The organism is Mesorhizobium sp. IMUNJ 23232 (assembly GCF_044326205.1).
In the GTDB taxonomy this organism is placed as follows: Bacteria; Pseudomonadota; Alphaproteobacteria; order Rhizobiales; family Rhizobiaceae; genus Kumtagia.
In genome coordinates, this window is the sequence record NZ_JBIRCY010000030.1 from 63,410 (window position 1) to 88,525 (window position 25,116).

A 25,116-nucleotide genomic window follows, 5' to 3' on the forward strand; every position below is an offset into this window, starting at 1 on the left:
TCCGGACGTGACGCCAGATGCCGAGGACCGGGCAGAGAAGGGAACGATAGGCGGTGCGACGTTCCATCCAGCTCCTGACCCTTCATTGCGTACTCGTGGTGGCCGAAGAAGGCAGCTTTCTCGCGGCATCGCCCCGCCTAAACATGCACCACACCGCGCTTAGCCGCCGCGTCCGCGATCTCGAGCTCACGCTTGGCGTCATGTTGTTCGACCGCCATCCTGGCGGCGTCCGCCCAACTGCGGCCGGCGAACGCTTCCTTGCCAATCTTCGCCGCGTGCTGACGGACCTCGACGGTACACTCTCCATGGCTGACAGGAGCGGCCGTGGCGAAACGGGTAGGCTTTCGATCGGCATCGACGCGCCGCTTCCTGCCTACGGGTATGTAGACGCTGTCGTCGCGTTCGTTCGGGACAGACCGGAAGTAGACATTCGGTTCACCGAGGTTCAGCGTGCGGAACTGCGCGCCGGCCTCAGCGACCGGACGATCGACGTGGTGATCGCGCACGGGTTCGATCAGCGCAGTCCAAGCGAGAGCCTGTGTCTGTGGCGCGATCACATAGTCGTCGCAACAGCGATGGAGCATCCGATAGCCGATCGGAAGCAAATCGATTGGGGGGACCTCGTTGCGGAGACCGTCCTTGACAATCAGCAGTCCGTCGATCTGGCGGCTCTCTCCAGCATCGCCGCCAATAGCACGTTCCCTCCTACCGTCCGCCATGACGTGAGCCGATTGAGCCTGCTAAATCTTGTCCGGAAAGGATTGGGTATTACGCTGCTTCCTGAGTGCGATGCCGCAATTCTGATCGAAGGCGTCGTGTCGTCGACGCTCACGACCGACGGCAGGGCGGTCCGACTTCGCTACGATGCGCATTGGCGGTCGGACAACTCCAACCCGGTACTGGCGGCGTTTGTCGCGTTTCTGCGGAGGAAACATCCGGAAGCCTGATCGCCAATAGTAGCCGACTGGCGCCTCAATCGACCTTCCGGTCCTTCCGCGCCTTGGCGAATGCCCTATCGGTCGCCATGAAGCGTTGGAGCATGGGGGCAATGAGCTTGACTGGATCTGGCGGTGTGGTTTCGCGGTTGGTCTTTGCCAAAATCTCGGCATAAGCGACGAGGTCGCGATGGACGGCGGCCGGCAGTTCCACCGTGACTTTGACGGGACGGTCGTCGGGGATGCCGGAGAGCTTCAGCTTGGTCACGATGGTTCCTTCGCCGTGCCGTAGGGCTGCATCACCAGATCGCGATTGACGATGATGCGGATCGGGAAGCCGGGCCGAACCGTCAGCGTCGGCTGGATGTTGAGCTGGCGCCGCACGATCTGCTGGCCAATGTCGGAGACGGAATCCTGCACGCTCTCGCGGATAGCTTGGGCGATCTCACTCTCATCGTCACTCGAACCAAGCTCCGTGCCGATGCCAAGCAGCGTGGAGAGGGCTGCGGCCCGGAAGAGCTGGCCCCAATGATAATCGACGTCATCCTCGAGTCCGGAGAAGCCTTGCGCATCCGCGCCCTGCTGGCGCTCCAGAACGATCGAGGTGCCGTCGGGCATGATGAGCCGGTTCCAGACGAGCAGCACACGTGACTGGCCGAAGGCGACCTGGCTATCGTACCGGCCGATCAGCCGCGCGCCCTGCGGGATGAGGAGATGCGATCCCGTTGGACTGTCATAGACATGCTCTGTCACCTGGGCGGTGATCTGCCCCGGCAGGTCGGAGTTGATGCCGGTGACCAGCGCAGCGGGAATGACTGTACCGCCTTGCAAGACATAAGGCGAAACCTTGTCATGCACACGATCGGGACTGACCGTGCGCCGATCGGATTCCGCATTGACGAAGGCGAGCTTGCGATCTTGCATATTCTGGGCGGAGCCCTCGTCTAGCGGCGGCGGCTCGGCCGGCGTGGTCAGGCCGGTCGCTGGGTCGGTGTCGCCAGATTTTGTTCCAAGTGCCTGCTTCTCAACCCCCCTTTTGCCGAGGCTGTCGGTGAACAGTTTTGCCACTCGCGCCGCCTCGGTCTCGGCAAGGCGGCGCTGCTCCTCCGGATCGGCACGCGGCGTTCGGATGTCCGGCACGGTGACCGGCGCGCCGCGCTCCTGGGCGCGGCGGATCGGTCGGCCAAGGTCGCCAGGTAGCGGCGGCCCCAACTGTGGAATCCCTGTGTAGTCGCGCGGCAGGTTTTGCAGCCCGTCGGCGGTGGATCGGTTTTCGGTGGTGAAGAGCTCGGTGGAAGACTGGCCATCGCGCCGGTTTGTATCCAGCGCCCAGATCAGCGCACCGAAAACGGCGATGGCGCTCACTCCGCCAAGCCCGATCAATACCTTTCGTGAGAGTCGTGTGACACGGCCGGGCTCAGGCCGCAGGCGAAGCTCCGACCTGACGTCGGGAGCGGAGGCATCGGAAGAGCCTGTCATCTGCTGCGCTCCGTCGCAGAGAGCGCCGTCCGCCGCGTTGCCGGCCTGCCGTCTGTGCGGACGATCCGGACGCGGCGCTCGGAATCCTTGTCACCAAGTCGCAGCTCGGCAGCGGCGAAGAGACGATCGACGACATAGTAGTTCTGGCGGGAGCGGTAGTTGACCAGCTCGGAGTTGCCGGACGGACCGATGACGAAGAGCGGCGGCATCTCGCCCTGGCCGATACCAGATGGAAACTCGATATAGACCTTGCTGCCATCATCGAAGGCGCGCCGCGGCTTCCACGGCGCGGCATCCCCCTCGATACGATAGCGGAAGTTAAGCTTCGAGATATCGACGCCGGTGGCGACGGGCTGCGCAGCTGCGGCGCGCTCATTCTGCCGATGAAGCGCAATCAACTGGTCCAGCGCATACTGCCATGAGACCGATGCCATGTAGGTCGAGGGCGTGGACCGCAACTCGAGATGGTAGGTGCGGCGATCGGTGTTGATGACGACGTTGGTCTGGAGGTCGGGACGTGTCGGCTTCACCAGGATATGCACCTGCCGCCTGTCCCCTGCCCCGCTCTCGGTATCGCCGATGATCCAGCGCACGGTGTCGCCGGCTGCGACCGGACCGGAACCGACGAGCTGCTCGCCCGGCTGGAGCGCGATGTCCGTCACCTGCCCGGGCGCGGCATAGACCTGATAGAGCGCGCCGGGTGAGAAGGGATAGACCTGCACGGCGTTGATGAAACCGTCGCGGACAGGCTGCATGCGGGCAGCCTCGTTCGCACTGGTGATGCGGGCCTTGGGATCTGCCTGTTCCGGCTTCTCCTTGTCCGTCGCGACCGGCTTCAACTGGCCGGGCAGCGGCAGCGGCTTCGGCGTCTCCACCACGCGGACCGGTCCGGGCGGGTCGCCAGTGAGCACGGCTGGAGCCACGTCATCGTAGTCAATCTCCGGCGGGACGTATTTCTTGGCACAGCCGGCAAGCGCGGTGGCTGCGGACAGAGCGACGATCAGCGGCAAGGAGCGACCAGCCACCTTCCTGCCCGCATTTTCCTTCGCTGGGTGGTTCATGATCCCATCTCCCTCGACCAGTTGATTGCGTTGACGTAGACGCCGAGCGGGTTCGCTCTCAGCCTGTCGGCCGTGCGAGGCTGCTCGATCACAACGGTAAGAATGGCGGTCCAGCGCTCGGTCACAGCGAGTTGACCGTTCTCGTAGCGGCGCTCGGTCCAAGCGATGCGGAACGAGTCCGGCGAAGCGCGGATGACACTGGAGATGTCGACGGCGACCTGGCTCTTGCCGACCTTGCTGAACGGATCGTTGGAGCGAGCAAAGTCGTTGAGCGCGATCGCGCCGCGATCGGTCGTGTATTCGTAAGCGCGCAGCCAGTTCTGCCGCACAATGATGGGATCGGCGGGAATGCTTCTCACCTGCTCGATGAAGCGTGCCAGATGCCACGCGATCTGCGGATCCGTGGGGCGATAGTCCACGATGGCCGGCGCCACCGCCTGCGCCTCTCCAAACCTGTCGACCTGCACCACCCAGGGCACCACGGTGCCTCGCGTCGACTGCCAAACGAGGGCCACCGCGAAGCCGCCGGCGAGAACCAACGATCCGAAGGCCATCAGTCTCCAGTTTCGCGCCTGCACGCGGGACGAGCCGATCCGCTCGTCCCAGACCTGCGCGGCGCGCTGATAGGGTGTATCGGGTTCGGGCGTTCGTGCGTAGCGCACGGAAGGACGCTTGAAGAGTTTCATCTGCGGTCATCCTGATTGAGGGACACGGACATGGAACCGCCGCCATGGTCGCTGGAGCCGATCGTGTGGGCGGCGACGCTGGCGCCGTGGCTCATCGCGCTGCCACGCTTCATGCGCGCGGCCCAGGGCGGTGGTCCGCCCGAAGCGGATTCGGAAGTTGATGATGCCGCAGAAGCTGAAGCTCCGCCGGATGTCTCGCCACCGGTGGCGGTCCATGCGCCAGAGCGGCCGGCGGCGTGACTGGACTGGAGGGATGCAGCCGCACGCGACATGGCATCGCGCGCCGGCTGCGCAACGGCGCCTGCGCCGGCCCTAGCCATCCCGCTCAAGCCGGCAGCCGCAGCTCCCATGCCGGTCTGACCGGATGTGGAGGCTCCAAGCTCATAGGCGGTCGACGTGTTGCCGGCGAGATGCGCCCCGCCGCGTGCGGCCGCGGCCGTCATGCGTCCACCGGCCGCGACGGTATTGCCGGCCGCACTCAATCCCGCGCGAGTTCCCATGTAGCCGGCAGCACCCACGCCTGCGACGGCTAGGCCAGTGCCAACGGCAGCACCGGCGCCAAGCTGCGGGGCGCCCGAGATGAGTCCTGTCGCGATGCCGGGGCCGAAGATTGACAAGCCCATTAGGGACAGCGCGCCGAGCACGAGAGCCAGAGCATCGGTAATGGTCGGTTGCTCGGCGAAGCCGGAGGTGAACTCGTCGAACAGGCCCGAGCCGATGCCGACGATGACCGCGAGCACGAGGATCTTGACGCCCGAGGCGACAATGTTGCCGAGCACCTTTTCGGCGAGGAAGGCTGTCTTGTTGAACAACGCGAAGGGGATGAGCACGAAGCCGGCAAGCGTCGTCAGCTTGAACTCGATGAGCGTCACGAAGATCTGGACGGCGAGAATGAAGAACGCGATCAGCACGATGGCCCAGGCGATCATGAGCACCATGATCTGCACGAAGTTCTCGAAGAACGAGACGTAGCCCATCAGCTCGCCGGCGGCCTCGAGGATCGGATTGCCGGCGTCAATGCCGACCTGCGCGACGCGGCCGGGCTGCAGAAGCTCGGCGCCGGAGAGCGACGATCCCCCGGCCTGAAGACCGAGGCCGGAAAAGCTCTCGAAGACGATGCCGGCGAGACGGTTGAAGTTGCCTATGATGAAAGCGAAGAAGCCGATGTAGAGCGTCTTCTTCACGAGCCGCTGGAGCACATCCTCGTCCGCGCCCCAGGCCCAGAACAGCCCGGCCAGCGTGATGTCGATGACGATCAGCGTGGTAGTCAGGAACGCCACCTCGCCGCCCAGCAGGCCGAAGCCGGAGTCGATGTAGGAGGTGAAGGTTTCGAGGAAGCGGTCGATGACGCCGGTATCGTTCATGGCGACACCGGCAAGCTGACCGTAGGATGCACCGTGTGCGGCGATGCGTCGCCTTCAGTATCGCCGCCGAACCGTTCCGGCTTCGGCGTGGCGGAGCGCTCCGGCTCGCGGGTCCCAAGGAAGCGTCGGCGGTTCTCCGCCCATGCCTTCTTGCAGGCGGCATCGTCGGCGGCGGCTATGCCGAGTGTGCGGCAGCGAGCAAGCTCTGAACGTTCAGGCTCGCCGCCCGGATGGCGGAGGTGGTGGGAGGGGGCGTCCTCCGTGCCGTCGCCGCGCCAGGCCATGACCGCGGCTGTCATGGCAGCGCCAAGGGCAAGAACGGCAATCATCCGGGCGGCGATCTTCAGATCCATCGCAGGTGTTCCGCTCAGTCGTGGAACATGCGGACAGTGGACGGGGTGTAGCTGCGACCGGCCATGAAGCGGCCGAACTGCTCGCGCGCCTGCGCTTCAGCCGCCGCCTGCCGCGCCTCTTCCAGCGCGCCGGCCCTTCCTTGAGCGGCCAGCATCGCGGTGAGGTCAGCGAACTGCCTTGCCTGCACGGCCAGAAGCTCGTTGCCGGCCTGCGTCGCCTGCAGGATGCCGACCGCCGACTTGCTGGCGGCGACCAGGGTGCCGGTCTGGGTCTTCGTGCCCTCGATGTTGCCGACGGCGACGGCGCCGGCCTTCAGCGAGTGCTCGAACGCGGAGAGCGATGCCTGCCAGCGCTGCCGTGCGCCGTCGACGAGTTCCGCGCCTGTCTTGTCGACAGTAAAATCCTCGAAGGTGGAGGAGAACTGCTCTTCGATTTGGTCGACGCTGTAGGCGAGCTGTTCGGCCTCCCCAAGCAGGTCCTTCATCTCGGCAAAGTTGCCCTCGATCTGATCGAGCACCGATGTCGGCAGCGAAGCGAGGTTCTTCGCCTGGTTGATTAGCATCTGCACTTCGTTGGCGAGCGAGGTGACCTGATTGTTGATCTGCGCCAGCGCGCGTGCCGCCTGGAGCACGTTTTCGGCGTAGTTGCTGGGATCGAAGACGATGAGCGCCGAGGCGTCCTGCGACGACAGTGCGACGGCTCCAGCAAGAATGGTGGCGGCTGCCAGGTGACGAAAGCGGAATCGGGTGGAAACAGGGTTCATGACGAAGCCTCCTATGCGGATTGGTCGATGACGTTGGTGAGATCGGGAATGAGGTCGGCGGCCCATGCGAGACCGCGATGAGAAAGCCAGGCTTCGAGGAAGTACCGCCGGCCGCTCTCGGCGATGATGCTCTCGATCGCCGTCTGATCGGTCTTCGCCGACGCCGCGCAGAGCGCCAGCGCGATCGGTCCAAGGCCGAGCTCGAACAGCCGGTTGCCGCGTCGCGACTGGCAGTAGTAGTCCCGCTTTGGCGTCGCTCTTGCGACGATCTCGATCTGGCGATTGTTCAGGCCGAAACGGCGATAGATAGCGGTGATCTGCGGCTCGATAGCGCGCTCGTTTGGGAGGAACAACCGCGTCGGGCAGCTCTCGACGATGGCCGGCGCAATTCTGCTGCCGTCGATGTCCGACAGCGACTGCGTGGCGAAGATCACGGAGGCGTTCTTTTTCCGAAGCGTCTTCAGCCACTCGCGGAGCTGGTCTGCAAAGCCACCGTCGTCCAGCGCAAGCCAGCCCTCGTCGATGATGAGCAGCGTCGGACGGCCGTCCATGCGGCTCTGGATGCGATGGAACAGATAGGCGAGCACGGCCGACGCCGCCCCCGTGCCGATCAGTCCCTCAGTCTCGAAGGCTTGGATTGACGCATCGCCGAGCCGCTCGTGCTCGGCGTCGAGCAGTCGTCCGTACGCACCGCCGATGCAGTATGGCCGCAAAGCCTGTTTCAGAGCCGACGATTGCAAAAGGACGGAAAGGCCGGTCAGCGTCCGCTCCTCGACCGGGGCGGAGGCGAGCGAGGTCAACGCCGACCAGAGGTGTTCCTTAACTTCGGGAGTCGCCGTGACGCCCTCTCGCACGAGGATGTCGACCAACCAGTCGGCGGCCCATGCACGCTCGGGCGTGTGATGGATGCCGGCGAGCGGCTGGAGTGAGACCGTGTTCGCATCGTGGGTAAGATCGGAGAGAGCGAGCCGCATCAACGGATCGGCTTCATCTCGATGACGGACGGCGCTGCCACCAAGGTCCTGCCAGTCGCCGTCCATGGCCAGTGTCGCGGCCCTGATGCTGCCGCCGAAATCGAATGCGAAGACCTGGCTGTTCTCGTAGCGCCGAAACTGCAGCGCCATCAGCGCGAGCAGCACGGACTTGCCCGCGCCCGTCGGGCCGACGACCAGCGTGTGGCCGACGTCGCCGACATGCAGCGAAAAGCGGAACGGTGTAGCGCCCTCCGTCTTCGCGTAGAACAGCGGCGGCGCCCTAAAATGCTCGTCTGTCGGCGGCCCGGCCCAGACCGCCGACAGCGGGATCATATGGGCGAGGTTCAGCGTCGAGAGCGGCGGTTGGCGGACGTTGGCATAGACATGGCCGGGTATGCTGCCGAGCCAGGCCTCAATGGCGTTGACGCTTTCGACGATCGAGGTGAAGTCTCTGCCCTGGATGACCTTTTCGACCAGCCGTAACTTCTCGTTGGCGATTGCAGGATCGGCATCCCAGACCGTCACCGAGGCGGTGACGTAAGCTTCGCCGACCTGGTCGGAGCCAAGATCCTGCAGCGCGGCATCGGCGTCGGCGGCCTTGTTCGCCGCGTCGGTATCGAGGAGCACCGACGCCTCGTTGGTCATCACCTCCTTGATGATGGCCGCGACCGATTTGCGCTTGGCGAACCATTGCCGGCGAATGCGGGTGACGAGTCTTGTTGCGTCGGTCTTGTCGAGCATGATTGCCCGCGTCGACCAGCGGTACAGGAACGCCAACCGGTTGAGGTCGTCCAGGATTCCGGGGAATGTGGTGGTGGGAAAACCCATGATCGTGAGCGTGCGCAGGTGGAAATCACCGAGCCTCGGCTCCAGTCCGCCAGCGAGCGGCTGGTCGGCCAGCAGCGCATCGAGATGCATCGGCGTCTCGGGGATGCGCACACGATGGCGCTTTGTCGAGATGGTCGAGTGCAGGTAGGTCAGGGTCTCGGAGTCATCGAGCCATTCCGCCTCGGGTACGAAACCTTCGACCAGGTTGAGCACGCGATCGGTGCGATCGACGAAACCTTTCAGGAGCTCCCAGGGATCGACGCCGCTCCTTTCCCGGCCCTCGTAGAGCCAGCTCTCCATGCGGGAGGCTTCCTCGGCCGGCGGCAGCCAGACGAAGGTGAGGAAGTAGCTTGATTCGAACAGCACGCCACCCTCCTCGAACTGTTCGCGGCGCTCCAGGTCGACGAGCGCTGATGCGGAATCCGGGAACAGGCTCTCGGGATAGTCGGTGGCGGGATTCCGCTGCGCCTCGACGAAGATGGCCCAGCCGGACCCGAGACGGCGCAACGCGTTGTTGAGCCGAGCCGTCGTGCCGACCAGCTCGGCTGGCGTGGCGCTGTCGAGATCTGGACCTCGGAAGCGGGCGGTGCGCTGGAACGACCCATCCTTGTTGAGCACGACGCCCGGCGCGACTAGAGCTGCCCAAGGCAGGAAATCTGCGAGGCTGGCGTTCTTCTTTCTGTATTCGGCGAGGTTCAGCATGACATCCGCCTCCCCTCACACGCCGAGATGGGCCGGATAACGAAGATGCCTGCGCACCACGTCGACGAACTGTGCATCGCGCTTCGCCGCCCAGACGGCAGCAAAGTGGCCGATCGCCCAGATAACCAGGCCGGCGATCCAAAGGCGCAGGCCGAGACCGACCGCACCGGCAAGCGTACCGTTGGCGATGGCGACCGCTCGTGGCGCGCCAGCGAGGAGGATCGGTTCGGTGAGCGCGCGATGGACCCGTGCGAAGAAGCCGCGAACCTCGTCCTCCATCAGACCAGGGCTCCGCCGCCGAAGGAGAAAAAGGACAGGAAGAAGGAGCTGGCCGCGAAGGCGATCGACAGGCCGAACACGATCTGCACAAGACGCCGGAAGCCGCCGGCGGTGTCGCCGAAAGCGAGCGTCAGGCCGGTGACGATGATGATGATGACGGCGACGATCTTGGCGACCGGGCCCTCGATCGATTCAAGGACTTGCTGAAGCGGTTCCTCCCACGGCATGGAAGAGCCGGCCGCATAGGCTGGGATGGCGGTCAGCATGGTCACGGAAGCCAGCGCGGTGGCGTGGACAAGATGACCACGAACGTCAGTGAGGATTGAGCGGCTCATTCTTATTCTCCTGTCGGAAGGCATTGCGGATCGGATTCGAGCTGAGCGTTGATAGTGCGGTAGTCGCCGCTTGCCGGATCGAGCCCATCGACAAGAGCGATTTCGACGAGGCGGCGCGCGGAGCCGCGTCCTGACAGAACCGCGATGATGTCGATCGTCTCAGCGATTAGAGCGCGCGGCACCGTGACGACGGCCTCTTGCACGAGCTGCTCCAGTCGGCGCAGCGCGCCAATCGCGGTGTTGGCGTGGATGGTTCCGATGCCACCCGGATGGCCGGTGCCCCAGGCTTTGAGCAGGTCGAGCGCCTCGGCTCCACGGACCTCGCCGATCGGGATGCGGTCCGGCCGCAGACGGAGCGACGACTTCACCAGATCGGAGAGTGAGGCGACGCCGTCCTTGGTGCGCAGCGCCACGAGGTTCTCCGCAGCGCACTGAAGCTCGCGCGTGTCCTCGATTAGCACCACGCGGTCGGAGGTCTTCGCGACCTCCGCCAGCAAGGCGTTGGTGAGGGTGGTCTTGCCGGTCGATGTGCCACCGGCGACCAGGATATTCTTGCGCTTTTCGACGGCGAGTCTGAGCACATCGGCCTGGGACTGCGTCATGATGTCGGCGCCGACGTAGTCGGCGAGCGAGAACACCGCGACCGCGGGCTTGCGGATGGCAAAGGTTGGCGCGGTCACGACGGGCGGGAGCAGCCCCTCGAAGCGCTCGCCGGTCTCTGGCAGCTCGGCAGAGACGCGAGGGAAGCCACGATGAACCTCGGCGCCGACATGATGCGCGACAAGGCGCACGATCCGTTCGCCATCCGCCGGAATCAGGACGTTATCGGTGGCGACGAGACCTTCCCGAAGGCGGTCGACCCAGAGCCGGCCGTCGGGGTTCAGCATCACCTCGACGATTGAGGGATCTTCGAGATAGGACGCGATGGCTGGGCCGAGCGCCGTGCGCAACATGCGCGCGCCGCGCGAGACCGCTTCCCTGCCTTGATGATTGTGGTGAGCCGCCACGATTGTCCCCGTTTCAGCCGGCGCATTGCATCGCGCCGCGAATGGGGATGATTAGAAGAGGCAGGATCCCCGCCCTTGCAACAAGCAGTTCAGGACCCTGCTGCTCCGACGTGAATTGACTTGCGGAATTCGGTGCGGGGATTTCGGCTCAGCGAGCGGAAGGCGGTCCGGAGGCCGAATCATCGTCGTCCGAAGGCGCAGCCGGCACATCCTCGGCGATCTCCTGCCTGAGCTTCGGTCCTTTGCTCAGCCTACGGCCGAGCGCGGCGACGAAGCCGTCATAGCGCTGCAGGCCCTTGGCGCGCGCCTCAGCCTGAACGGATTCCGGCAGCGCCGGAGTGGAGGCGAGCCAGAAGCGCACGAACAGCGCGATCGTCTCCGTCGCGATTCCAATGTCACGTTCGACGCGCTGGATGCGTCGGTCGAGCTGATCGAGACGGCGGGTGATAGCCGCCTCCTTCCTCTCCGCCGCGTCTGGCGAAAGGAACGACGCTATCGCAGCCTCGGCGATCAGCGACAGCGAAACATCGCGCTTGGCCGCGTAGTCGGCGAGCGCGTTCATCACGTTCGCGTCGAGATAGGCTGAGAGCCGCTTCTTCTTCATGACCGGTCAGAGCTCAATGCCGTCGTTCTGGTCGAGCGAAGCCTGCCGGGCCACCTGCCGCATCGCCCGATCGATCGACCGGCGACGAACAGCATCATCGTCCGGCTCATCGGCATCCAGGTCGAACTCGTGTTGCCGGATAGGCTCGTTCGGTTCGATAGCCTCGTGCTCCGGCAGTTCGGGCTCGCGGCGGATGCCGCTGTTGTCGGTATCTTCGTCGTCGGCATTGGACTCCGATGCAGATTGTTCAGGTTTGTCGGGATCAGTCAGTACAGGAAGATCGCTCCAGTCGTCCGGCCGGGAGCTGACCTTCGCCGCTTCGCTTGGCTTCGGCGGGGGCAGCACGCGCTCGGCGAGCCGCGGATCGGCGAAATATCGTGCCTTCTTCGCCCGGATAGGGAAAATGCCTGACACCATGACAATGGCATCGGTCGGCGGAAGTTGCATCACCTCGCCCGGCGTCATCAGCGCTCGCGCCGTTTCCTGCCGCGACACCATCAGGTGCCCAAGCCAGGGCGAGAGCCGGTGGCCGGCATAGTTCTTCATCGCCCGCATCTCTGTTGCCGTGCCGAGCGAGTCCGAGACGCGCTTGGCCGTGCGCTCGTCATTGGTGGCGAAGCTCACACGGACATGACAGTTGTCGAGGATGGAGTTGTTTGGTCCGTAGGCCTTCTCGATCTGGTTGAGGCTCTGCGCGATCAGAAAACTCCGGATGCCATAGCCCGCCATGAAGGCGAGCGCGGATTCGAAGAAGTCCAGCCGGCCGAGCGCCGGAAACTCGTCGAGCATCAGCAGGAGTTGCTGGCGTCTCTCCTTCGCATGCAGGTCCTCCGTCAGTCGGCGGCCGATCTGGTTGAGCACCAGGCGGATCAGCGGCTTGGTACGGGAGATGTCCGAAGGCGGCACGACGAGGTAGAGCGTGGTCGGCCGCTCGCCCTCCACGATGTCGGCGATGCGCCAGTCGCAGCGTGACGTCACCTTCGCCACGACGGGGTCGCGATAGAGCCCGAGAAAGGACATGGCGGTGGAGAGCACGCCGCTTCGCTCGTTCTCGCTCTTGTTGAGCAGCTCGCGCGCGGCCGACGCCACCACGGGATGCGGCCCTGCGTCGCCCAGATGCCTGGTCAGCATCATGGCGCGCAGCGTCTTCTCGATCGGCCGGCGCGGATCGGAAAGGAAGTTGGCGACCCCCGCCAGCGTCTTGTCCTTGTCGGCGTAGAGCACGTGCAGGATTGCGCCGACCAAGAGAGCATGGCTAGTCTTCTCCCAATGGTTGCGCCGTTCGAGCGAACCTTCGGGATCGACCAGCACATCGGCAACGTTCTGCACGTCGCGGACCTCCCACTCGCCGCGCCGGACTTCGAGCAGCGGATTGTAGGCGGCCGACGCCGCATTGGTGGGATCGAAAAGCAGCACGCGGCCGAAGCGCGAGCGCCAGCCGGCGGTCAGTTCGAAATTCTCGCCCTTGATATCGTGGACGATCGTGCTGCCCGGCCAGGTCAGTAGCGAGGGCACGACCAGCCCGACGCCCTTGCCGCTCCGGGTCGGCGCGAAGCACAAAACATGCTCCGGTCCATCGTGGCGGAGGTAGTCGCGCTCGAAGCGGCCGAGCACCACGCCGTCCAGTCCAAGCAAACCCGCCTTCACGATCTCGTCGCGCGTTGCCCAGCGCGCGGAGCCATAGGTCTCGGCGCTCTTCGCCTCTCGCGCACGCCACACCGACATAGTGATCGCGACGACGATGGCCAGGAAGCCGCCAGAGGCCGCGATCGCCGCGCCCTCGTAGAAGACCCACGGCGCATAGGCGTCATAGAAGTACCACCACCAGAAGAAGGCAGGTGGCGGATAGAAGGGCCAGCCGCCGAGCTCGAACCATGGCGAGCCGAGCTGCGCCTGAAACCCCAGCCGCCATGCCGTCCACTGCGTCGCGCCCCACGTGGTCAGGAGCACTATCGTCAGAACGACGAGGATCTGCCCCCACAGGATGCGTGTCGCGGACATGCGCGTTTCTCCGATTGCGTGAAAACCGGAGGGAGACAGGGAAAGCGGCACTTCACTGATGCAACGAAAAACAGCTCGATGCCGCCGCTAGTCGTACCACGACCGGAAAAGACAGGTTATCTGCGGACGGCCGTTTGACCCGCCAACCGATCAGATGAGCCCGAAGCCGACCTCTATTTCCGCACACAGAATAGCAGGGTCACGCCTCATGTCGGTCATAGAGCCAAACTTTGCCTATGCCCGGAAGCAGACATCACGGGTAGCCTTGCCGAACGTCATGGTCGCGCTGCGATCGGGCTAGCTGGCTAGAGAAGCTTCAGTGATTGCCTTGACGGGTAGGAAGAGCAGGAAGGATCACAACGTCTGCCGTCAAGGCAGAATTGTTGAGATCACGCATAGCCGCCGCTAAGGATTTAAGGACTTCCTTGGTCCGCGACCGCACTGACAACGAACTGTATCCGGCAGCACTGCATACTCACTCTGCGGCCAATCGAACACCTGACCGTTTTGCGAGCTGAACCGCAACTTCACTGACAGCTTGTGCGACCCGCTTCAGGATCGGCTCGGAGCGAACTACGCCGTCGATGAAATCCTTGTCGGTCGCGTATACCGCCGTGGGCAGTGCGAAGGCCTCGAAAAAGCCGAACAGCGGCCTAAGCTGGTGCTCGACAATCAAGGCGTGGCGCTCGCCGCCTCCTGTCGCCGTCAGAAGCACCGGCTTGCCCCTCAACGCTGACGGGTCGACAAGGTCGAAGAAATGCTTGAACAAGCCGGTATAGCTTCCTTTGTAGGTCGGCGAGCCGACGACGAGCACATCCGCGGCGACAACGTGCGAAAAAATGGCCTGCGCTCGTGCATCGAGATCCCTCGCCCATTTGGCGGTTCCCAGCGACGGGCCGACATCATCGATGTCATAGGTGCGCGCCGGCAGGTCATGGCGCGTGGCGATGTCCTGGACAATAAGGTCGACGAAGGCGCGCGTCTTCGACGGACGTGTGATGTTGCCGGAAAAGCCGACGATAGCTGGATTTGACATGGAACGGATCTCCGGGATGGCTCCTGGGCTGAAAGTTGGGCGGCTCTACCCGGGCCGCCGTTTGGCGAACTTGACCGAGCCGCTCGACGGAACGGTCCAATCAACTCCAGGCGTGTAGGGGCGGATTTTCACCATTGAGGAAATACTTGCCGAGGATCGAATATTTCCAGCGCACCGGATCGTGCAGCGTATGGGTGCGGGCATTGCGCCAATGCCGGTCGAGATTGTGCTCGGCAAGCGTCGAGCGCGTTCCGGCAAGTTCGAAGAGCTTGTTCGTCGCCGCAATCGCGATCTCGGTCGACAGGATCTTCGATTCCGCGGTGACGATCTGGGCGTGCGCCACCGTCTCGGCGGTCGGCTCGGCGACGGCCCTGTCGATGGCGTGGCCTGCCTTTTCCAGCAGCGCCTGCGCGGCGTGGAGGCGAAGCGTCAGATTGCCGATCGCCTGAATCGTGTAGGGGTCGTCCCAAGCATTGTCGACACCGCTGTCGATCCAGGCGCGGCTCTTGGTCCTGACGAAATTAACCGTCTCGTCGATCGCCGCCTGCGCGATGCCGGTGTCGACCGCGACCTGGATGATCTGGAAGATCGCGCCGTCGGCCGTCGGCTTGTCATAGCCCTTGTAGCCGGGCACCAGATGCGTCTTCGGCACCTTGACGTTGTCGATGATGACCGTGCCCGACAGCGTCGTGCGCTGGCCGAAGCTCGACCAGTCGTCGATCACGGTCAGGCCGGGCGCGCCACGGTCGGCGATCGCGTACCAGGCGCGGCCCTCATCGTCGAGCGCCACGATCGGCACCAGATGCGCCAGAAGCGCGCCGGACGAATAGAACTTCTGGCCATTGACGATGACATGATCGCCAGCGTCGGTGAGCTTGGTCTCGAAATCGGCGGCGCGCTTGGAGCCGAATTCCGAGAAGGCATTGCCGAACCGCGTGCCCTTCAGCACTTCGGCAAACAACAGCGCCTGCTGTTCCTTGTCGGAGACCGTGCGGATGGCCGCGACGACGCCGAGATGGTTCTGCGCGATCTGGCCGATCGAGGAATCGGCCGCCGAGATGATCTCGATCACCTTGGCAAGCGTCGCGTAGGACACTTCCGGGCCGCCGAACGCCTTCGGCACGTTGATCGACCACAGGCCGCTCTGCGAGAACTGATCGAGCTCGGCCACGGGCCAGACCCGGTCGCGGTCGCGCCGGGAGGAGTCCTTGACGAATTCGGCGGCCAACCTCTGGGCGACCGCGATCGCCTCGGCATCATCCCTGATGATATGCGCCGGCTCGGTTGGCCGCGCGACGGGCGGCACGGCTGCCGCGGCCTTGTCGGTCTTGACGTTGGACACAGTCATTTCATTCTCCTTCGGATTTCGGTTCAGGCGACGGCATGAAGATGGACGGGCGGCGTGGCGGGCGAAGCCTGCTGTCCGAGATAGAAGGCGCGCACGTCCTCGCGCTGGCGCAGCTCCGCTGCCGGTCCCGACAGGACGGAAACGCCGTTCTCGAGCACGGAGGCGTGGTCGGCATATTTGAGCGCGACGGCCGAGTTCTGCTCGGCGACCAGGATCGACAGGCCCGACTCCTGGTTGAGTTTCCTCAGCGCCAGGAAGATGTCCTGGACGACCAGCGGCGCGAGCCCCATGGACGGCTCGTCGAGGACCAGCAGGCGGGGACGCGACATCAGCGCCCGGCCGATCGCGGTCATCTGCTGCTCACCGCCCGAGGTCAGGCCGGCAAGCGTGCGACGCTTCTCCTTAAGGCGCGGGAAGAAATCGTAGATCCGCTCGAGGTCCTGGTTGATCTCGGCGCGCCGGCCGCTGCGGCCGATGCCGCCGGAAACCAGGTTCTCCTCGACGGTCAGGCTTTTGAAGCAGTGGCGGCCCTCCAGCACCTGGACAAGCCCGGCGCGCACGAGGTCGCCCGGCTTGCGGCGGGTGACGTCGCTGCCTTCGAACCGGATCGCGCCGGCATTGATCTGGCCGCGCTCGGCGGGCAGCAGGTTGGAGACCGCCTTCAGCGTCGTGCTCTTGCCGGCGCCGTTGGCGCCGAGCAGCGCCAGGATCTCGCCGCGCCTGAGCTCGAAGCTGACGCCATGCAGCGCGGTGATGGCGTGATTGTAGGTGGCATGGACATTGTCCACGACAAGGATGACGTCATTGCCTGGCATCGCGTCTTTCCCGGTTCTTGCAAAGGAGGCGAACGGGCGCCGGAACTTGGTCCGGCGCCCGCTCAAGTGGATCAGTTGGTGGCGACCGAGTCGGCATCGGCTGCGGTGCGCAGCTTGATGCCCTTCTCCGCAGCATAGGCCTCGGCCGACTTCTCGATGATCGGCCGCAGCAGCGCCCAGTCAGGAGCGATCCAGTCGGAGACGACGTTCCACTTCTTGCCGTCCCACTGCTGGAAGGTCACGTAGCCTTCGCCTTCGTGGTTGTCCCAACTGACGTTGATAGAGTGGAACAGGTCTTTGGCGCCGAGCGCCTCGACCTTGGCCGGATCGAGCTTGAGGTGCTCGAAGCCCCAGCGAACCTCGTCGCCGGTCAGCGTGCGATGGCCGAACTTCTCCTGCGCGATGCGGATGGCCTCGACATTGAGGATGCCGTTGACGATGCCGAGGTTGTGGTAGACCGAGCCGATGCGCGACTTGTCCTCGAGGTTGCCCTTGCCGGCATCGTAGACGGTCTTCACGATCTCCTTGACCACCGGATAGGAGTTGCCGGAAGCCTGCGTGGTGATGGCGGTGTAGCCCTTGGCCGCGTCGCCGGCTGGGATGACGTCTTCTTCCGAATTGGACCAGACGTTGCCGATGATGTGGTCGACGGGATAGCCGACCTTCACCGCCGTCTTCAGCGCGACGGGGTTCATAACGCCCCAGCCGCGCAGGACGACGAAGTCCGGCTTGGCGCGGCGGATCGTCAGCCATTGCGACTGCTGCTCGTTGCCGGGATGCGGCACCTCGATCTGCTGCACGGTGAAGCCGTATTTCTGCGCCAAGAGCTCATAGATCGGGATGGTCTCCTTGCCATAGGGCGAGCCGTGATAGAGCACGACGATCTTCTTGCCCTTCAGCTTGTCGATGCCGCCTTCCTTGGAGGCGATGTAGTTCACGATGCCGGACGTCTCACTATAGGGATTGAGCAGCAGCGGGAAGACGTAAGGGAACACCCGCCCGTCGGTGGAGTCGGTGCGGCCGTGGTTGACCGTGATCAGCGGCACCTTGTCGGAGGTGATGCGGTCGATCATGGCGTAGGCGATGCCGACCGAGAGCGGGTTCCAGGCGGCGGCGCCGGCATGGCTCTTCTGCCGCTCGTAGCACTCGACGCCGCGCTCGACCTCATACTGGGTCTCGCACTCGTCCCAGGTCAGCTTGACGCCGTTGACGCCGCCGTCGCGGGTGTTGATGAGGTTGAGGTAGTCGATGAAGCCGCCGAAAAAGCCGGTGCCGCCGGCCGCATAGGGCCCGACGCGATAGCTCTGCAGCGGGAAATACTGCTCGTCGGCGTGGGCGGCCGGCAGGGCCACCGACACGGCCAGCGCCGCCGACAGCGCGACCGCCTTGACTGTGGTGAGGAACGTCATGGTTGAGGTACTCCGTATGGGCTTTGATCGCCCTGGTTTCATTTTCCGATGTTTGATGGGCTGGGAGCGTGTTGCCCCGAGACCGGCTCAGTTCGATTGCCAGGCGAGCGAGAGCCGTCTTCGGACCCTGTCCCACAGGGCGACCAGCCCGTCCGGTTCCAGGATCAGAAAGAGGATGATGAGGGCGCCGAGCACGATGCGCTGGCTCATGTCGAGCACACCGGAATCGAACACGTCGCCGAGCAGGAAATTGCCGAGGCGCGACAGCGCCAGCGGAAAGACCACGATGAGCGCCGCGCCGAGGAACGCGCCGCGGATCGAAGCGAGGCCGCCGATGATGATGATGAACAGGATCTGGAACGAGCGGTCGAGATTGAAGCCGGCCGGCTCGACGGTCCTGAGGTAGGCGAAGGCCCAGATGACGCCGGCGACGCCGATGATGAAGGACGAGATGGCGAAGGCGAGCAGCTTCGTCTTCAGCACCGGAATGCCGATGATGCGCGCCGCCGTCTCGTTGTCACGGATAGCGATGAAGTTGCGCCCTGTCTGCGACGAGACCAGCCGGTAGGCGAGGAAGGTCAGGATGACGACGACGGTGAGCGCGAAGAGATAGCGGCCGACCGCGCCCTCGAACTCGAAGCCGGCGATGAAAAGCTTGGGCGCGTCGATGACGCCCGAGGCCGAGTCGTTGGAGAACCAGCTGAACTTGGTCAGCGCCCACTGCACGAAGAACTGCGCGGCCAGTGTGGAGACCGCCAGGTAGAAGCCCCGCAGCCGCAGGCTGGGAAGGCCGAAGACGATGCCGATGGCGGCCGCGACGATGCCGGACAGGATGATGCTGCCGACGAGCGGCAGACCTTCGACGCGCAGGTTGAAATTGTAGGCGGCGAAAGCGCCTGCCGCCATGAAGGCAGCGCTGCCGAGCGAAACCTGGCCGGCATAGCCGGTGAGGATGTTCAGCCCGACGCCCGCCAGGCTCAGCGCCAGGAACGGTAGCAGGATCGCCTCGAACAGATAGGAGCCGCCGACGAGCGGCACGACCGCATAGGCGAATGCGATGACGATGAGCGGCGCCAGCCATTTCGGCAGGCTTGCGCCCCTGGACAATTCGGCTGCAGGCAATTCGGGTGTGATCGCGCTCATGGTCAGACCCTTTCGACAAGCTTCTGGCCGAACAGGCCGGAGGGACGGATGAGCAGGAAGACGAGCGCGACGACATAGGCGAACCAGCTTTCGATGCCGCCGCCGAAATAGTCGCCGATATAGACCTCGGCGAGTTTCTCGCTGGCGCCGATCAAGAGCCCGCCGACGATAGCGCCGAGGATGGAATCGAAGCCGCCGAGCACAAGCACGGGAAGCGCCTTGAGCACCACCAGCGACAGCGAGAACTGGACACCGAGACGCGCGCCCCACAGCAGCCCGGCCACCAAAGCGACCAGGCCGGCCGCGGCCCAGACGCTCGCCCAGATCAGCGGCAGCCTGAGGCCGACGGCGAGCGCGGCGAACTGGTCGTCGGCGACGGCGCGGAAGCTCAGCCCGATGCGGGTGTAGCGGAAGAACAGCGAGAGCAGCAGCACCATGGCCGCGGCCACCGCGGCGGCGAAGATGTCGAACTGGCTGATCAGCACGCCGCCGACTTCCAGCGGCACGTCCTCGATGCCGAGCTCGAGCCCGTGCACCTGCGTGCCCCAGATGAGCTGCGCGGCGCCCTCGATGATGTAGGAGAGGCCGAGCGTCGCCATGAACAGCGTGATCGGCGGCTTGTTGGTCAGCGGCCGCAGCACCGCGCGCTCGATGCCGATGCCGAGCGCCACCATGATGGCGAAGGTGACGGCCAGCGCCAGCGCGAACGGCACGCCGCGCTCGACGAGACTGACGAAGGTCAGAGCCGCAAAGAGCAGCAGCGCCCCTTGCGCGAAATTCAGCACCCCGGAAGTCTTGTAGATCAGCACGAAGCCGATCGCGACCAGCGAGTACATGACGCCCGACAGCAGGCCGCCGGTCAGCACCTCGATGAAGAACTGGTAGTCGAAGTCGGCGATCATATACCTGCCCCCTCTTCATTTTCGGAGGCGACGCCGAGATAGGCGTCGATGACGCGCTGGTCGTTCCTGATCTCGTCGGGCGTGCCATCGGCGATCTTGCGCCCGTAGTCGAGCACGGCGATGCGGTCCGAGAGTCCCATCACGACCCCTACGTCGTGCTCGATCAGCACGACGGTGGTGGCGAAGCGGTCACGTGCGGCGCGCACATAAGTAGCCATCTCGCCTTTCTCGCCGGCAGTCATGCCGGCCATCGGCTCGTCGAGCAACAACAGGCGCGGCTCGGCGACCAGCGCGCGGGCAAGCTCGACCCGCTTCTGCAGGCCATAGGGCAAGGTGCCGGCAAGCCGGTCGCGCACGCCGGTCAGATGCAGGAATTCGAGGATCTGATCGGCGCGATCGCGTTGCTCGACCTGCTCGCGGCGCGCGCGACCGATACCGATGATCTGGCCTGCGAAGTTGGATCTTGACCTGTAGGCAAGGCCGGACGAGACATTGTCGAGGACATTGAGGCCCTTGAACAAGGCGAGGTTCTGAAAGGTGCGAGCGACGCCAAGACGCGCCAGCTTCTGCGTCGGGACCTGAGCAAAGCGCGCCCCATTGAGGCGAACATGACCACGGTCGGCCCGGTAGACGCCGCTGATGACGTTGATCAGCGAGCTCTTTCCGGCGCCGTTCGGCCCGATGATCGCTCGTATCTCGCCCGGGGAGACCGACAGCTCGACATCCGCCAACGCCACCACGCCGCCGAAGGACAGTCCGATGCCTTCAAGCGCGAGCAAGGGCGCGGAAGCTTCTGCGTCAGCCGATCCCTGCTCGTCGCCGCGCGCTTGATGGTCTCTCGCCGGCAGCCCTCTCGCAAGGATTTCCGGTGCGTAGACCGAAGCCTCGGCCACTCCAAGGGCATAGTTGGCGAATGGCATTCCGGAACGTCCTTGGTGGCTCGTTGGCGCGCAAATTCCCGTTGCCGCCCGAAGGCTCGGGCGCGCAGGGCAATTGCGATTTTGCGGACCAGCCTCTGGGGCCAGTGACGATTTGACTATTCGGCGGCGAGAACCGTTTCCGCCTGCGCGGCTTCCAGCTCGCGGACGAGCGGGATGACATGCTTGCCGAAATACTCGACCTCTTCCTGGAAGTGCAGGAAGCCGAGCAGGATCAGGTCGGCGCCGGCGCGCTTCAGGTCGACGATGCGCTCGGCGACCTGCAGCGGCGTGCCGATCAGATTCGAGCGGAAGCCGTCATTGTACTGCACCAGATCGTCGAAGGACGACTTCGCCCAGTTGCCCTCGCCTTCCGGCGAGGCCTTGCCGGCGTTCTTGACCTCGTGGCCGAAGGCATTGACCGCCTCCGGATTGGCCTTGGCGATGATCTCGGCAAGCACCGCCTTGGCCTCTTCTTCGGTCTCGCGCACGACGGCGAAGGCGTTGACGCCGACCTTGACCGAATGGTTGTTGGCTTTGGCCTTGGCCTGGATATCGTCGACCTGCTTGGCGATCTCGGCCGGCGTGTTGCCGTTGGTGAAGTACCAGTCCGAGACACGCGAAGCCATGTCGCGGGCGGCACGCGACGAGCCGCCCTGGAATATCTCGGGCAGCGGCTTGAGCGGCTTCGGCTTCAGCGAATATTGGTTGAAGCGGTAGAAATCGCCGCGGAAGGTAAAGCTGTCCTCGGTCCAGATTCCGCGCAGCGCGCGGATGAATTCTTCCGAGCGGCGATAGCGTTCGTCATGGTCGAGCCAGTGTTCGCCGATGGCGTGGAACTCACCGCGGAACCAGCCGGAGACGAGATTGATCGCGACACGGCCATTGGTCAGGTAGCTGATGGTGGCGAGCTGCTTGGCGGCCAGCGCCGGATTCCACGGGCCGGGCAGGATCGCGGCGATCACCTTCAGGCTGGTGGTGGCGGCAAGCAGGTCATGGCTGAACGACACCGATTCATGCTGCTCATCGGCGCCGTAGCCGGCAGTGAAGCGGATCTGGCTCAACGCATAGTCGAAGCCGGCCTTCTCGGCGATCTGCGCCAGCTTGCGGTTGTACTCGGCCGAGTGATTGGTCCTCTGCTCGATGTTCGAGATGACGAGCCCGCCGGAGACGTTCGGCACCCAATAGGCGAATTTGACTGCGTCGCGATCGTTCTGTGGCATGAAAATCTCCCGGCTTGGCCTGTCCCAATGATTGGTCCGGCCGTGGCCGAACGTGGCGACAATTATTAGTTTATCGAGTCTATATACAAAGTAGAATTTTCCGTTTTCGGGAGCGCGCCCGAACGGAAATACCAATTTCTCGCGCCCGCATTCGCTGCGGATTTCAGCGTGCGGCCTCGATCGACAGCAGGGTGCCGAGCCGGCTTTCGATTTCCGAAGCCACAGCCTGCGCGTGGCGCGCCACTTCCGGCAACCCCATCAGCTCTCCGAAGGTGCCGCGCGCCAGCGGGCCGGCGACGAACAATCCCTCAAGCGGCTCGCTGTCCGGGCCGACGGCACGATTGTCGAGCCCTGTTTCTATCCCGAGCCCATGACGGTCGACCCGGATCAACCCGACATCGGCAAGCGAGCGCAACGCCGGGTTGACCTGCAGCACCTTGCCATGCGCAGGCCCCGTGGTGTTGATCACGGCGTCGAATTGCAGCGTTTCGATCTGCCTCTGGCCACGCCGCCGCAGGCTGACGGCAAGGCGATCACCTTTGTGGCTCGAGGCCACCAGACTGGCCGCAATGTTCTCGAACGTGCCTGTGGCGCGACGACGATCGAGCACGGCTTCGACCTGCGGCGCGATCCTGAAGCGATGCACGTCCCAGAAGGCGCGCAGCCAGCGCACCAGCCGGGTGCGCTCATCTGGAGCAAGCGCGGTCCACAGCACCGGTCCCTGCAGCCGCAGTTGGTCGAAGACCGAGTGCCACTTGACGCCGTGGGCGTCTGCCACAGCAAGTGTCGAACGAACACTTTCGAGCAAGGCCAAAGCGGTGCCGGCTGGTGCCGAGACGAAATCGCCGAACGGCGCGCCGCGAATGTCCGGATGCCCGCGCGCGCGCAGTCCATGACGCGACACCGCCAGGATGCGGCCGCGATGGCCGCGGCGGTCGAGCTCAGCGACGGTGTCGGCCGAGGTCAGGCCGGAACCGACAATGAGAACCGAGGCCCCCGGAGCGATCGCAGCGAGTGCATTCCTGGCATAAACATCGGCAACGAAGCCGGGCGCATCGGCAAGCGGCTTCAGGGCCGCTGGAACGTCAGGCGACGGATGCGTCATGGCGAGAACGACCACGTCGGCTGAGATCGGCTGATCCGAGGTGAAAACAGTCCAGCCGCTGCCGTCGCTGCTGCGCGTCACCTCCCGGACGTTGTCACGGAGGTGGCGGACCGCTCCGGTCTCGACAAAGGGCGTCAGCTGTTCGGCGACATAGCGGCCGAAGACCCGCCGCCTCGGAAAGACATCGCCATTGCGCCAGACCGAGTCCGGATCTCGGTCGGCTTCACCGTCGCGGTCGAGCCAGCGCAGGAAATGCTCGGGCTCGTCCGGGACCAGGCTCATCCTGGCCGCGGGGACGTTGACGCGATGTGATAGCTCCTCGCTGGAATATGCTAGTCCGCCGCCCAGGAACTGGCGCGGCTCGACTACGGTGACGGAGGGGCGCGCAGACTGTCGGGCAAGGTGCCAGGCCACGGCCGCACCGGTGAAGCCGCCACCGAGAATGACGACGTGACGCAGCGGCCGGGGCGGCAGCGCGTTCACGAGGCGCTGGCGAGAGATTTCGGGCGATGGTCGCCGGCGATGGTCTCGCCGAACGGACCGGTGTTGACATTGGTGCCTGCGGCCTTGACCGCGTGATCGGTCGGCAGGTTCGGCAGCACCAGTTCGCCGAACCGGTAGGCTTCCTCGAGATGCGGATAGCCTGAGAGGATGAAGGTATCGATGCCGAGGCGCCGGTATTCGTTGATGCGTTCGGCGATCGTGGCTGGATCCCCGACAAGTGCCGTGCCGGCGCCGCCGCGCACCAGGCCGACGCCGGCCCAAAGGTTGGGTGAGATCTCGAGCTTCGATCGGTCGCCGCCATGCAGCGCGCTCATCCTCGCCTGGCCGACCGAGTCCATGCGGGCAAAAACCTTCTGCGCCGAAGCGATAGTTTCATCGTCTAGCCGGCTGATCAGCCTGTCGGCCGCCGCCCACGCTTCTTCGGTGGTTTCGCGGGCGATGACGTGCAGGCGGATGCCGAAGGAAAGCTTGCGGCCGGCCTTGTCGGCGAGCTTGCGCACGCCGTTGAGCTTGCTTTCGACATCGGCCGGCGGCTCGCCCCAGGTCAGGTACTTGTCGATCTCCTGCGCCGCCACGGTCGATCCGGCGTCGGAAGAACCGCCGAAATAGAGCGGCGGATAGGGTGACTGGACCGGCGGAAACAAAAGCCGGCCATCCTCGATGTGGAAATGCCTGCCCTCGTGCTCGACCGTCTCGCCGCTAAGCAGCCGCTTGTACACCTGCAGGAACTCCTGCGTCACCTCGTAGCGCTCGGCATGCGGCAGGAAGATGCCGTCGCCCTTGTTCTCCAGCGGATCGCCGCCAGTGACCACATTGATCAGCAGGCGTCCGTTGGAGATGCGGTCGAGCGTCGCCGTCATGCGCGCGGCAAGCGTCGGCGATTGCAGGCCGGGCCGCACCGCGACCAGGAACCGCAGCCGTTTCGTGAGCGGCGCCAGCGCCGAGGCGACAACCCAGGAATCCTCGCATGACCTGCCGGTCGGCAACAGCACGCCATAGAAACCAAGTGTGTCCGCAGCCTGCGCCACCTGGGTGAGATAGTCGAGATCGACCGCCCTGCCGCCTTCGGACGTGCCAAGGTAGCGGCTGTCGCCATGGGTGGGCAGGAACCACAGCACCTTGATGCGATCGGGGATTTCGGCGGCCATGTCTGTGATTTCTCAGTGAAGAAAGATTGGGTCTGACCGAGACTACGGGCGCCGACGGCGCTGCCGTCCCGATCCCATCATCCAACATCAGTCTAGTGAGTCTGTAGAGTTAGTTTATTCTCTTTATCGCGTGGGCTTTGGAATTTTTCTCGGTGAACTAAATCGCATTTAGTAGCGCGGCGGCGCGATCGAGC

The 25,116-nt window shown here is 64.6% G+C and carries 24 protein-coding genes; 1 reads left to right on the top strand and 23 read right to left on the bottom strand.

The annotated features are described in order from the left end of the window. Positions 1-53 precede the first annotated feature (53 nt). Positions 54-947: a LysR family transcriptional regulator gene (locus ACH196_RS21310; protein WP_396648933.1), complete on the top strand. Its 894-nt coding sequence runs from the start codon at positions 54-56 to the stop codon at positions 945-947. Between the two features lie 25 nt (positions 948-972). Here the strand turns inward: ACH196_RS21310 and ACH196_RS21315 are convergent, their stop codons facing one another. The 23 genes from ACH196_RS21315 to ssuD form a co-directional block, all read right to left on the bottom strand. Further along, positions 973-1,203 (bottom strand): DUF2274 domain-containing protein, encoded by a 231-nt coding sequence (locus tag ACH196_RS21315; protein ID WP_396648934.1) that lies wholly within the window; start codon positions 1,201-1,203, stop codon positions 973-975. After that, positions 1,200-2,414 (bottom strand): TrbI/VirB10 family protein, encoded by a 1,215-nt coding sequence (locus ACH196_RS21320; RefSeq protein ID WP_396648935.1) that lies wholly within the window; start codon positions 2,412-2,414, stop codon positions 1,200-1,202. Before ACH196_RS21320 ends, ACH196_RS21315 begins: the two co-directional genes overlap by 4 nt. Further along, positions 2,411-3,475: a P-type conjugative transfer protein TrbG gene (trbG, locus tag ACH196_RS21325; protein ID WP_396648936.1), complete on the bottom strand. Its 1,065-nt coding sequence runs from the start codon at positions 3,473-3,475 to the stop codon at positions 2,411-2,413. The genes ACH196_RS21320 and trbG overlap by 4 nt, the downstream gene beginning before the upstream one ends. Continuing rightward, positions 3,472-4,161, bottom strand: a complete 690-nt coding sequence (trbF, locus tag ACH196_RS21330) for a conjugal transfer protein TrbF (protein ID WP_396648937.1) — start codon at positions 4,159-4,161, stop codon at positions 3,472-3,474. Before trbF ends, trbG begins: the two co-directional genes overlap by 4 nt. Next, entirely contained in the window at positions 4,158-5,525 is a 1,368-nt protein-coding gene (gene trbL / locus ACH196_RS21335) for a P-type conjugative transfer protein TrbL (protein WP_396648938.1), read from the bottom strand. Before trbL ends, trbF begins: the two co-directional genes overlap by 4 nt. Beyond that, on the bottom strand, positions 5,522-5,878 hold the full coding sequence (gene trbK-alt, locus ACH196_RS21340) for a putative entry exclusion protein TrbK-alt (RefSeq protein WP_396648939.1): 357 nt from the start codon (positions 5,876-5,878) through the stop codon (positions 5,522-5,524). The genes trbL and trbK-alt overlap by 4 nt, the downstream gene beginning before the upstream one ends. A gap of 14 nt (positions 5,879-5,892) precedes the next feature. Then, positions 5,893-6,642 carry a P-type conjugative transfer protein TrbJ gene (trbJ, locus tag ACH196_RS21345; protein ID WP_396648940.1) on the bottom strand — a complete coding sequence of 250 codons (750 nt, stop codon included), beginning with the start codon at positions 6,640-6,642 and terminating at the stop codon, positions 5,893-5,895. An 11-nt stretch (positions 6,643-6,653) separates the two neighbouring features. After that, positions 6,654-9,146 carry a conjugal transfer protein TrbE gene (gene trbE / locus ACH196_RS21350; RefSeq protein ID WP_396648941.1) on the bottom strand — a complete coding sequence of 831 codons (2,493 nt, stop codon included), beginning with the start codon at positions 9,144-9,146 and terminating at the stop codon, positions 6,654-6,656. Positions 9,147-9,161: 15 nt separating this feature from the next. After that, positions 9,162-9,425, bottom strand: a complete 264-nt coding sequence (locus tag ACH196_RS21355; RefSeq protein ID WP_396648942.1) for a VirB3 family type IV secretion system protein — start codon at positions 9,423-9,425, stop codon at positions 9,162-9,164. Further along, positions 9,425-9,760: a TrbC/VirB2 family protein gene (locus ACH196_RS21360; protein ID WP_396648943.1), complete on the bottom strand. Its 336-nt coding sequence runs from the start codon at positions 9,758-9,760 to the stop codon at positions 9,425-9,427. The genes ACH196_RS21355 and ACH196_RS21360 overlap by 1 nt, the downstream gene beginning before the upstream one ends. A 2-nt stretch (positions 9,761-9,762) precedes the next feature. Next, positions 9,763-10,713 carry a P-type conjugative transfer ATPase TrbB gene (trbB, locus tag ACH196_RS21365; RefSeq protein WP_396648972.1) on the bottom strand — a complete coding sequence of 317 codons (951 nt, stop codon included), beginning with the start codon at positions 10,711-10,713 and terminating at the stop codon, positions 9,763-9,765. 202 nt (positions 10,714-10,915) lie between these two features. Then, entirely contained in the window at positions 10,916-11,371 is a 456-nt protein-coding gene (locus ACH196_RS21370) for a CopG family transcriptional regulator (protein WP_396648944.1), read from the bottom strand. Positions 11,372-11,377: 6 nt separating this feature from the next. Next, the gene (locus ACH196_RS21375) at positions 11,378-13,372 is read right to left on the bottom strand and encodes a conjugal transfer protein TraG (protein WP_396648945.1); all 1,995 of its coding nucleotides are present in this window, start codon (positions 13,370-13,372) and stop codon (positions 11,378-11,380) included. A gap of 475 nt (positions 13,373-13,847) precedes the next feature. After that, the gene (gene msuE / locus ACH196_RS21380; protein ID WP_396648946.1) at positions 13,848-14,408 is read right to left on the bottom strand and encodes an FMN reductase; all 561 of its coding nucleotides are present in this window, start codon (positions 14,406-14,408) and stop codon (positions 13,848-13,850) included. Positions 14,409-14,508: 100 nt separating this feature from the next. Further along, the gene (locus tag ACH196_RS21385; protein WP_396648947.1) at positions 14,509-15,756 is read right to left on the bottom strand and encodes an SfnB family sulfur acquisition oxidoreductase; all 1,248 of its coding nucleotides are present in this window, start codon (positions 15,754-15,756) and stop codon (positions 14,509-14,511) included. Positions 15,757-15,779: 23 nt separating this feature from the next. After that, a complete protein-coding gene (locus tag ACH196_RS21390) occupies positions 15,780-16,571 on the bottom strand; it encodes an ABC transporter ATP-binding protein (RefSeq protein ID WP_396648948.1) in 792 nt (263 codons plus the stop codon). A 71-nt stretch (positions 16,572-16,642) separates the two neighbouring features. Then, positions 16,643-17,980: an ABC transporter substrate-binding protein gene (locus ACH196_RS21395; RefSeq protein WP_396648949.1), complete on the bottom strand. Its 1,338-nt coding sequence runs from the start codon at positions 17,978-17,980 to the stop codon at positions 16,643-16,645. Between the two features lie 87 nt (positions 17,981-18,067). Continuing rightward, a complete protein-coding gene (locus tag ACH196_RS21400; protein WP_396648950.1) occupies positions 18,068-19,123 on the bottom strand; it encodes a branched-chain amino acid ABC transporter permease in 1,056 nt (351 codons plus the stop codon). A 2-nt stretch (positions 19,124-19,125) separates the two neighbouring features. Then, positions 19,126-20,022, bottom strand: coding sequence for a branched-chain amino acid ABC transporter permease (locus ACH196_RS21405; RefSeq protein ID WP_396648973.1), 897 nt, complete (start codon positions 20,020-20,022; stop codon positions 19,126-19,128). Next, positions 20,022-20,945, bottom strand: a complete 924-nt coding sequence (locus tag ACH196_RS21410) for an ABC transporter ATP-binding protein (RefSeq protein WP_396648951.1) — start codon at positions 20,943-20,945, stop codon at positions 20,022-20,024. Before ACH196_RS21410 ends, ACH196_RS21405 begins: the two co-directional genes overlap by 1 nt. A 116-nt stretch (positions 20,946-21,061) precedes the next feature. Beyond that, entirely contained in the window at positions 21,062-22,165 is a 1,104-nt protein-coding gene (gene sfnG, locus ACH196_RS21415) for a dimethylsulfone monooxygenase SfnG (protein ID WP_396648952.1), read from the bottom strand. 163 nt (positions 22,166-22,328) lie between these two features. Then, entirely contained in the window at positions 22,329-23,753 is a 1,425-nt protein-coding gene (locus tag ACH196_RS21420; protein WP_396648953.1) for an FAD/NAD(P)-binding protein, read from the bottom strand. Next, complete coding sequence (gene ssuD / locus ACH196_RS21425; protein ID WP_396648954.1) at positions 23,750-24,922, bottom strand: FMNH2-dependent alkanesulfonate monooxygenase; 1,173 nt, start codon at positions 24,920-24,922, stop codon at positions 23,750-23,752. The genes ACH196_RS21420 and ssuD overlap by 4 nt, the downstream gene beginning before the upstream one ends. Between the last annotated feature and the right edge of the window lie 194 nt (positions 24,923-25,116).

Excerpts from the sequence above, each read along its gene's own strand:
- ACH196_RS21320 (WP_396648935.1), bottom strand. The coding sequence starts at position 2,414 with ATGACAGGCTCTTCCGATGCCTCCGCTCCCGACGTCAGGTCGGAGCTT.
- trbG (WP_396648936.1), bottom strand. The coding sequence starts at position 3,475 with ATGAACCACCCAGCGAAGGAAAATGCGGGCAGGAAGGTGGCTGGTCGC.
- trbF (WP_396648937.1), bottom strand. The coding sequence starts at position 4,161 with ATGAAACTCTTCAAGCGTCCTTCCGTGCGCTACGCACGAACGCCCGAA.
- trbL (WP_396648938.1), bottom strand. The coding sequence starts at position 5,525 with ATGAACGATACCGGCGTCATCGACCGCTTCCTCGAAACCTTCACCTCC.
- trbK-alt (WP_396648939.1), bottom strand. The coding sequence starts at position 5,878 with ATGGATCTGAAGATCGCCGCCCGGATGATTGCCGTTCTTGCCCTTGGC.
- trbJ (WP_396648940.1), bottom strand. The coding sequence starts at position 6,642 with ATGAACCCTGTTTCCACCCGATTCCGCTTTCGTCACCTGGCAGCCGCC.
- trbE (WP_396648941.1), bottom strand. The coding sequence starts at position 9,146 with ATGCTGAACCTCGCCGAATACAGAAAGAAGAACGCCAGCCTCGCAGAT.
- ACH196_RS21355 (WP_396648942.1), bottom strand. The coding sequence starts at position 9,425 with ATGGAGGACGAGGTTCGCGGCTTCTTCGCACGGGTCCATCGCGCGCTC.
- ACH196_RS21360 (WP_396648943.1), bottom strand. The coding sequence starts at position 9,760 with ATGAGCCGCTCAATCCTCACTGACGTTCGTGGTCATCTTGTCCACGCC.
- trbB (WP_396648972.1), bottom strand. The coding sequence starts at position 10,713 with ATGTTGCGCACGGCGCTCGGCCCAGCCATCGCGTCCTATCTCGAAGAT.
- ACH196_RS21370 (WP_396648944.1), bottom strand. The coding sequence starts at position 11,371 with ATGAAGAAGAAGCGGCTCTCAGCCTATCTCGACGCGAACGTGATGAAC.
- ACH196_RS21375 (WP_396648945.1), bottom strand. The coding sequence starts at position 13,372 with ATGTCCGCGACACGCATCCTGTGGGGGCAGATCCTCGTCGTTCTGACG.
- msuE (WP_396648946.1), bottom strand. The coding sequence starts at position 14,408 with ATGTCAAATCCAGCTATCGTCGGCTTTTCCGGCAACATCACACGTCCG.
- ACH196_RS21385 (WP_396648947.1), bottom strand. The coding sequence starts at position 15,756 with ATGACTGTGTCCAACGTCAAGACCGACAAGGCCGCGGCAGCCGTGCCG.
- ACH196_RS21390 (WP_396648948.1), bottom strand. The coding sequence starts at position 16,571 with ATGCCAGGCAATGACGTCATCCTTGTCGTGGACAATGTCCATGCCACC.
- ACH196_RS21395 (WP_396648949.1), bottom strand. The coding sequence starts at position 17,980 with ATGACGTTCCTCACCACAGTCAAGGCGGTCGCGCTGTCGGCGGCGCTG.
- ACH196_RS21400 (WP_396648950.1), bottom strand. The coding sequence starts at position 19,123 with ATGAGCGCGATCACACCCGAATTGCCTGCAGCCGAATTGTCCAGGGGC.
- ACH196_RS21410 (WP_396648951.1), bottom strand. The coding sequence starts at position 20,945 with ATGCCATTCGCCAACTATGCCCTTGGAGTGGCCGAGGCTTCGGTCTAC.
- sfnG (WP_396648952.1), bottom strand. The coding sequence starts at position 22,165 with ATGCCACAGAACGATCGCGACGCAGTCAAATTCGCCTATTGGGTGCCG.
- ssuD (WP_396648954.1), bottom strand. The coding sequence starts at position 24,922 with ATGGCCGCCGAAATCCCCGATCGCATCAAGGTGCTGTGGTTCCTGCCC.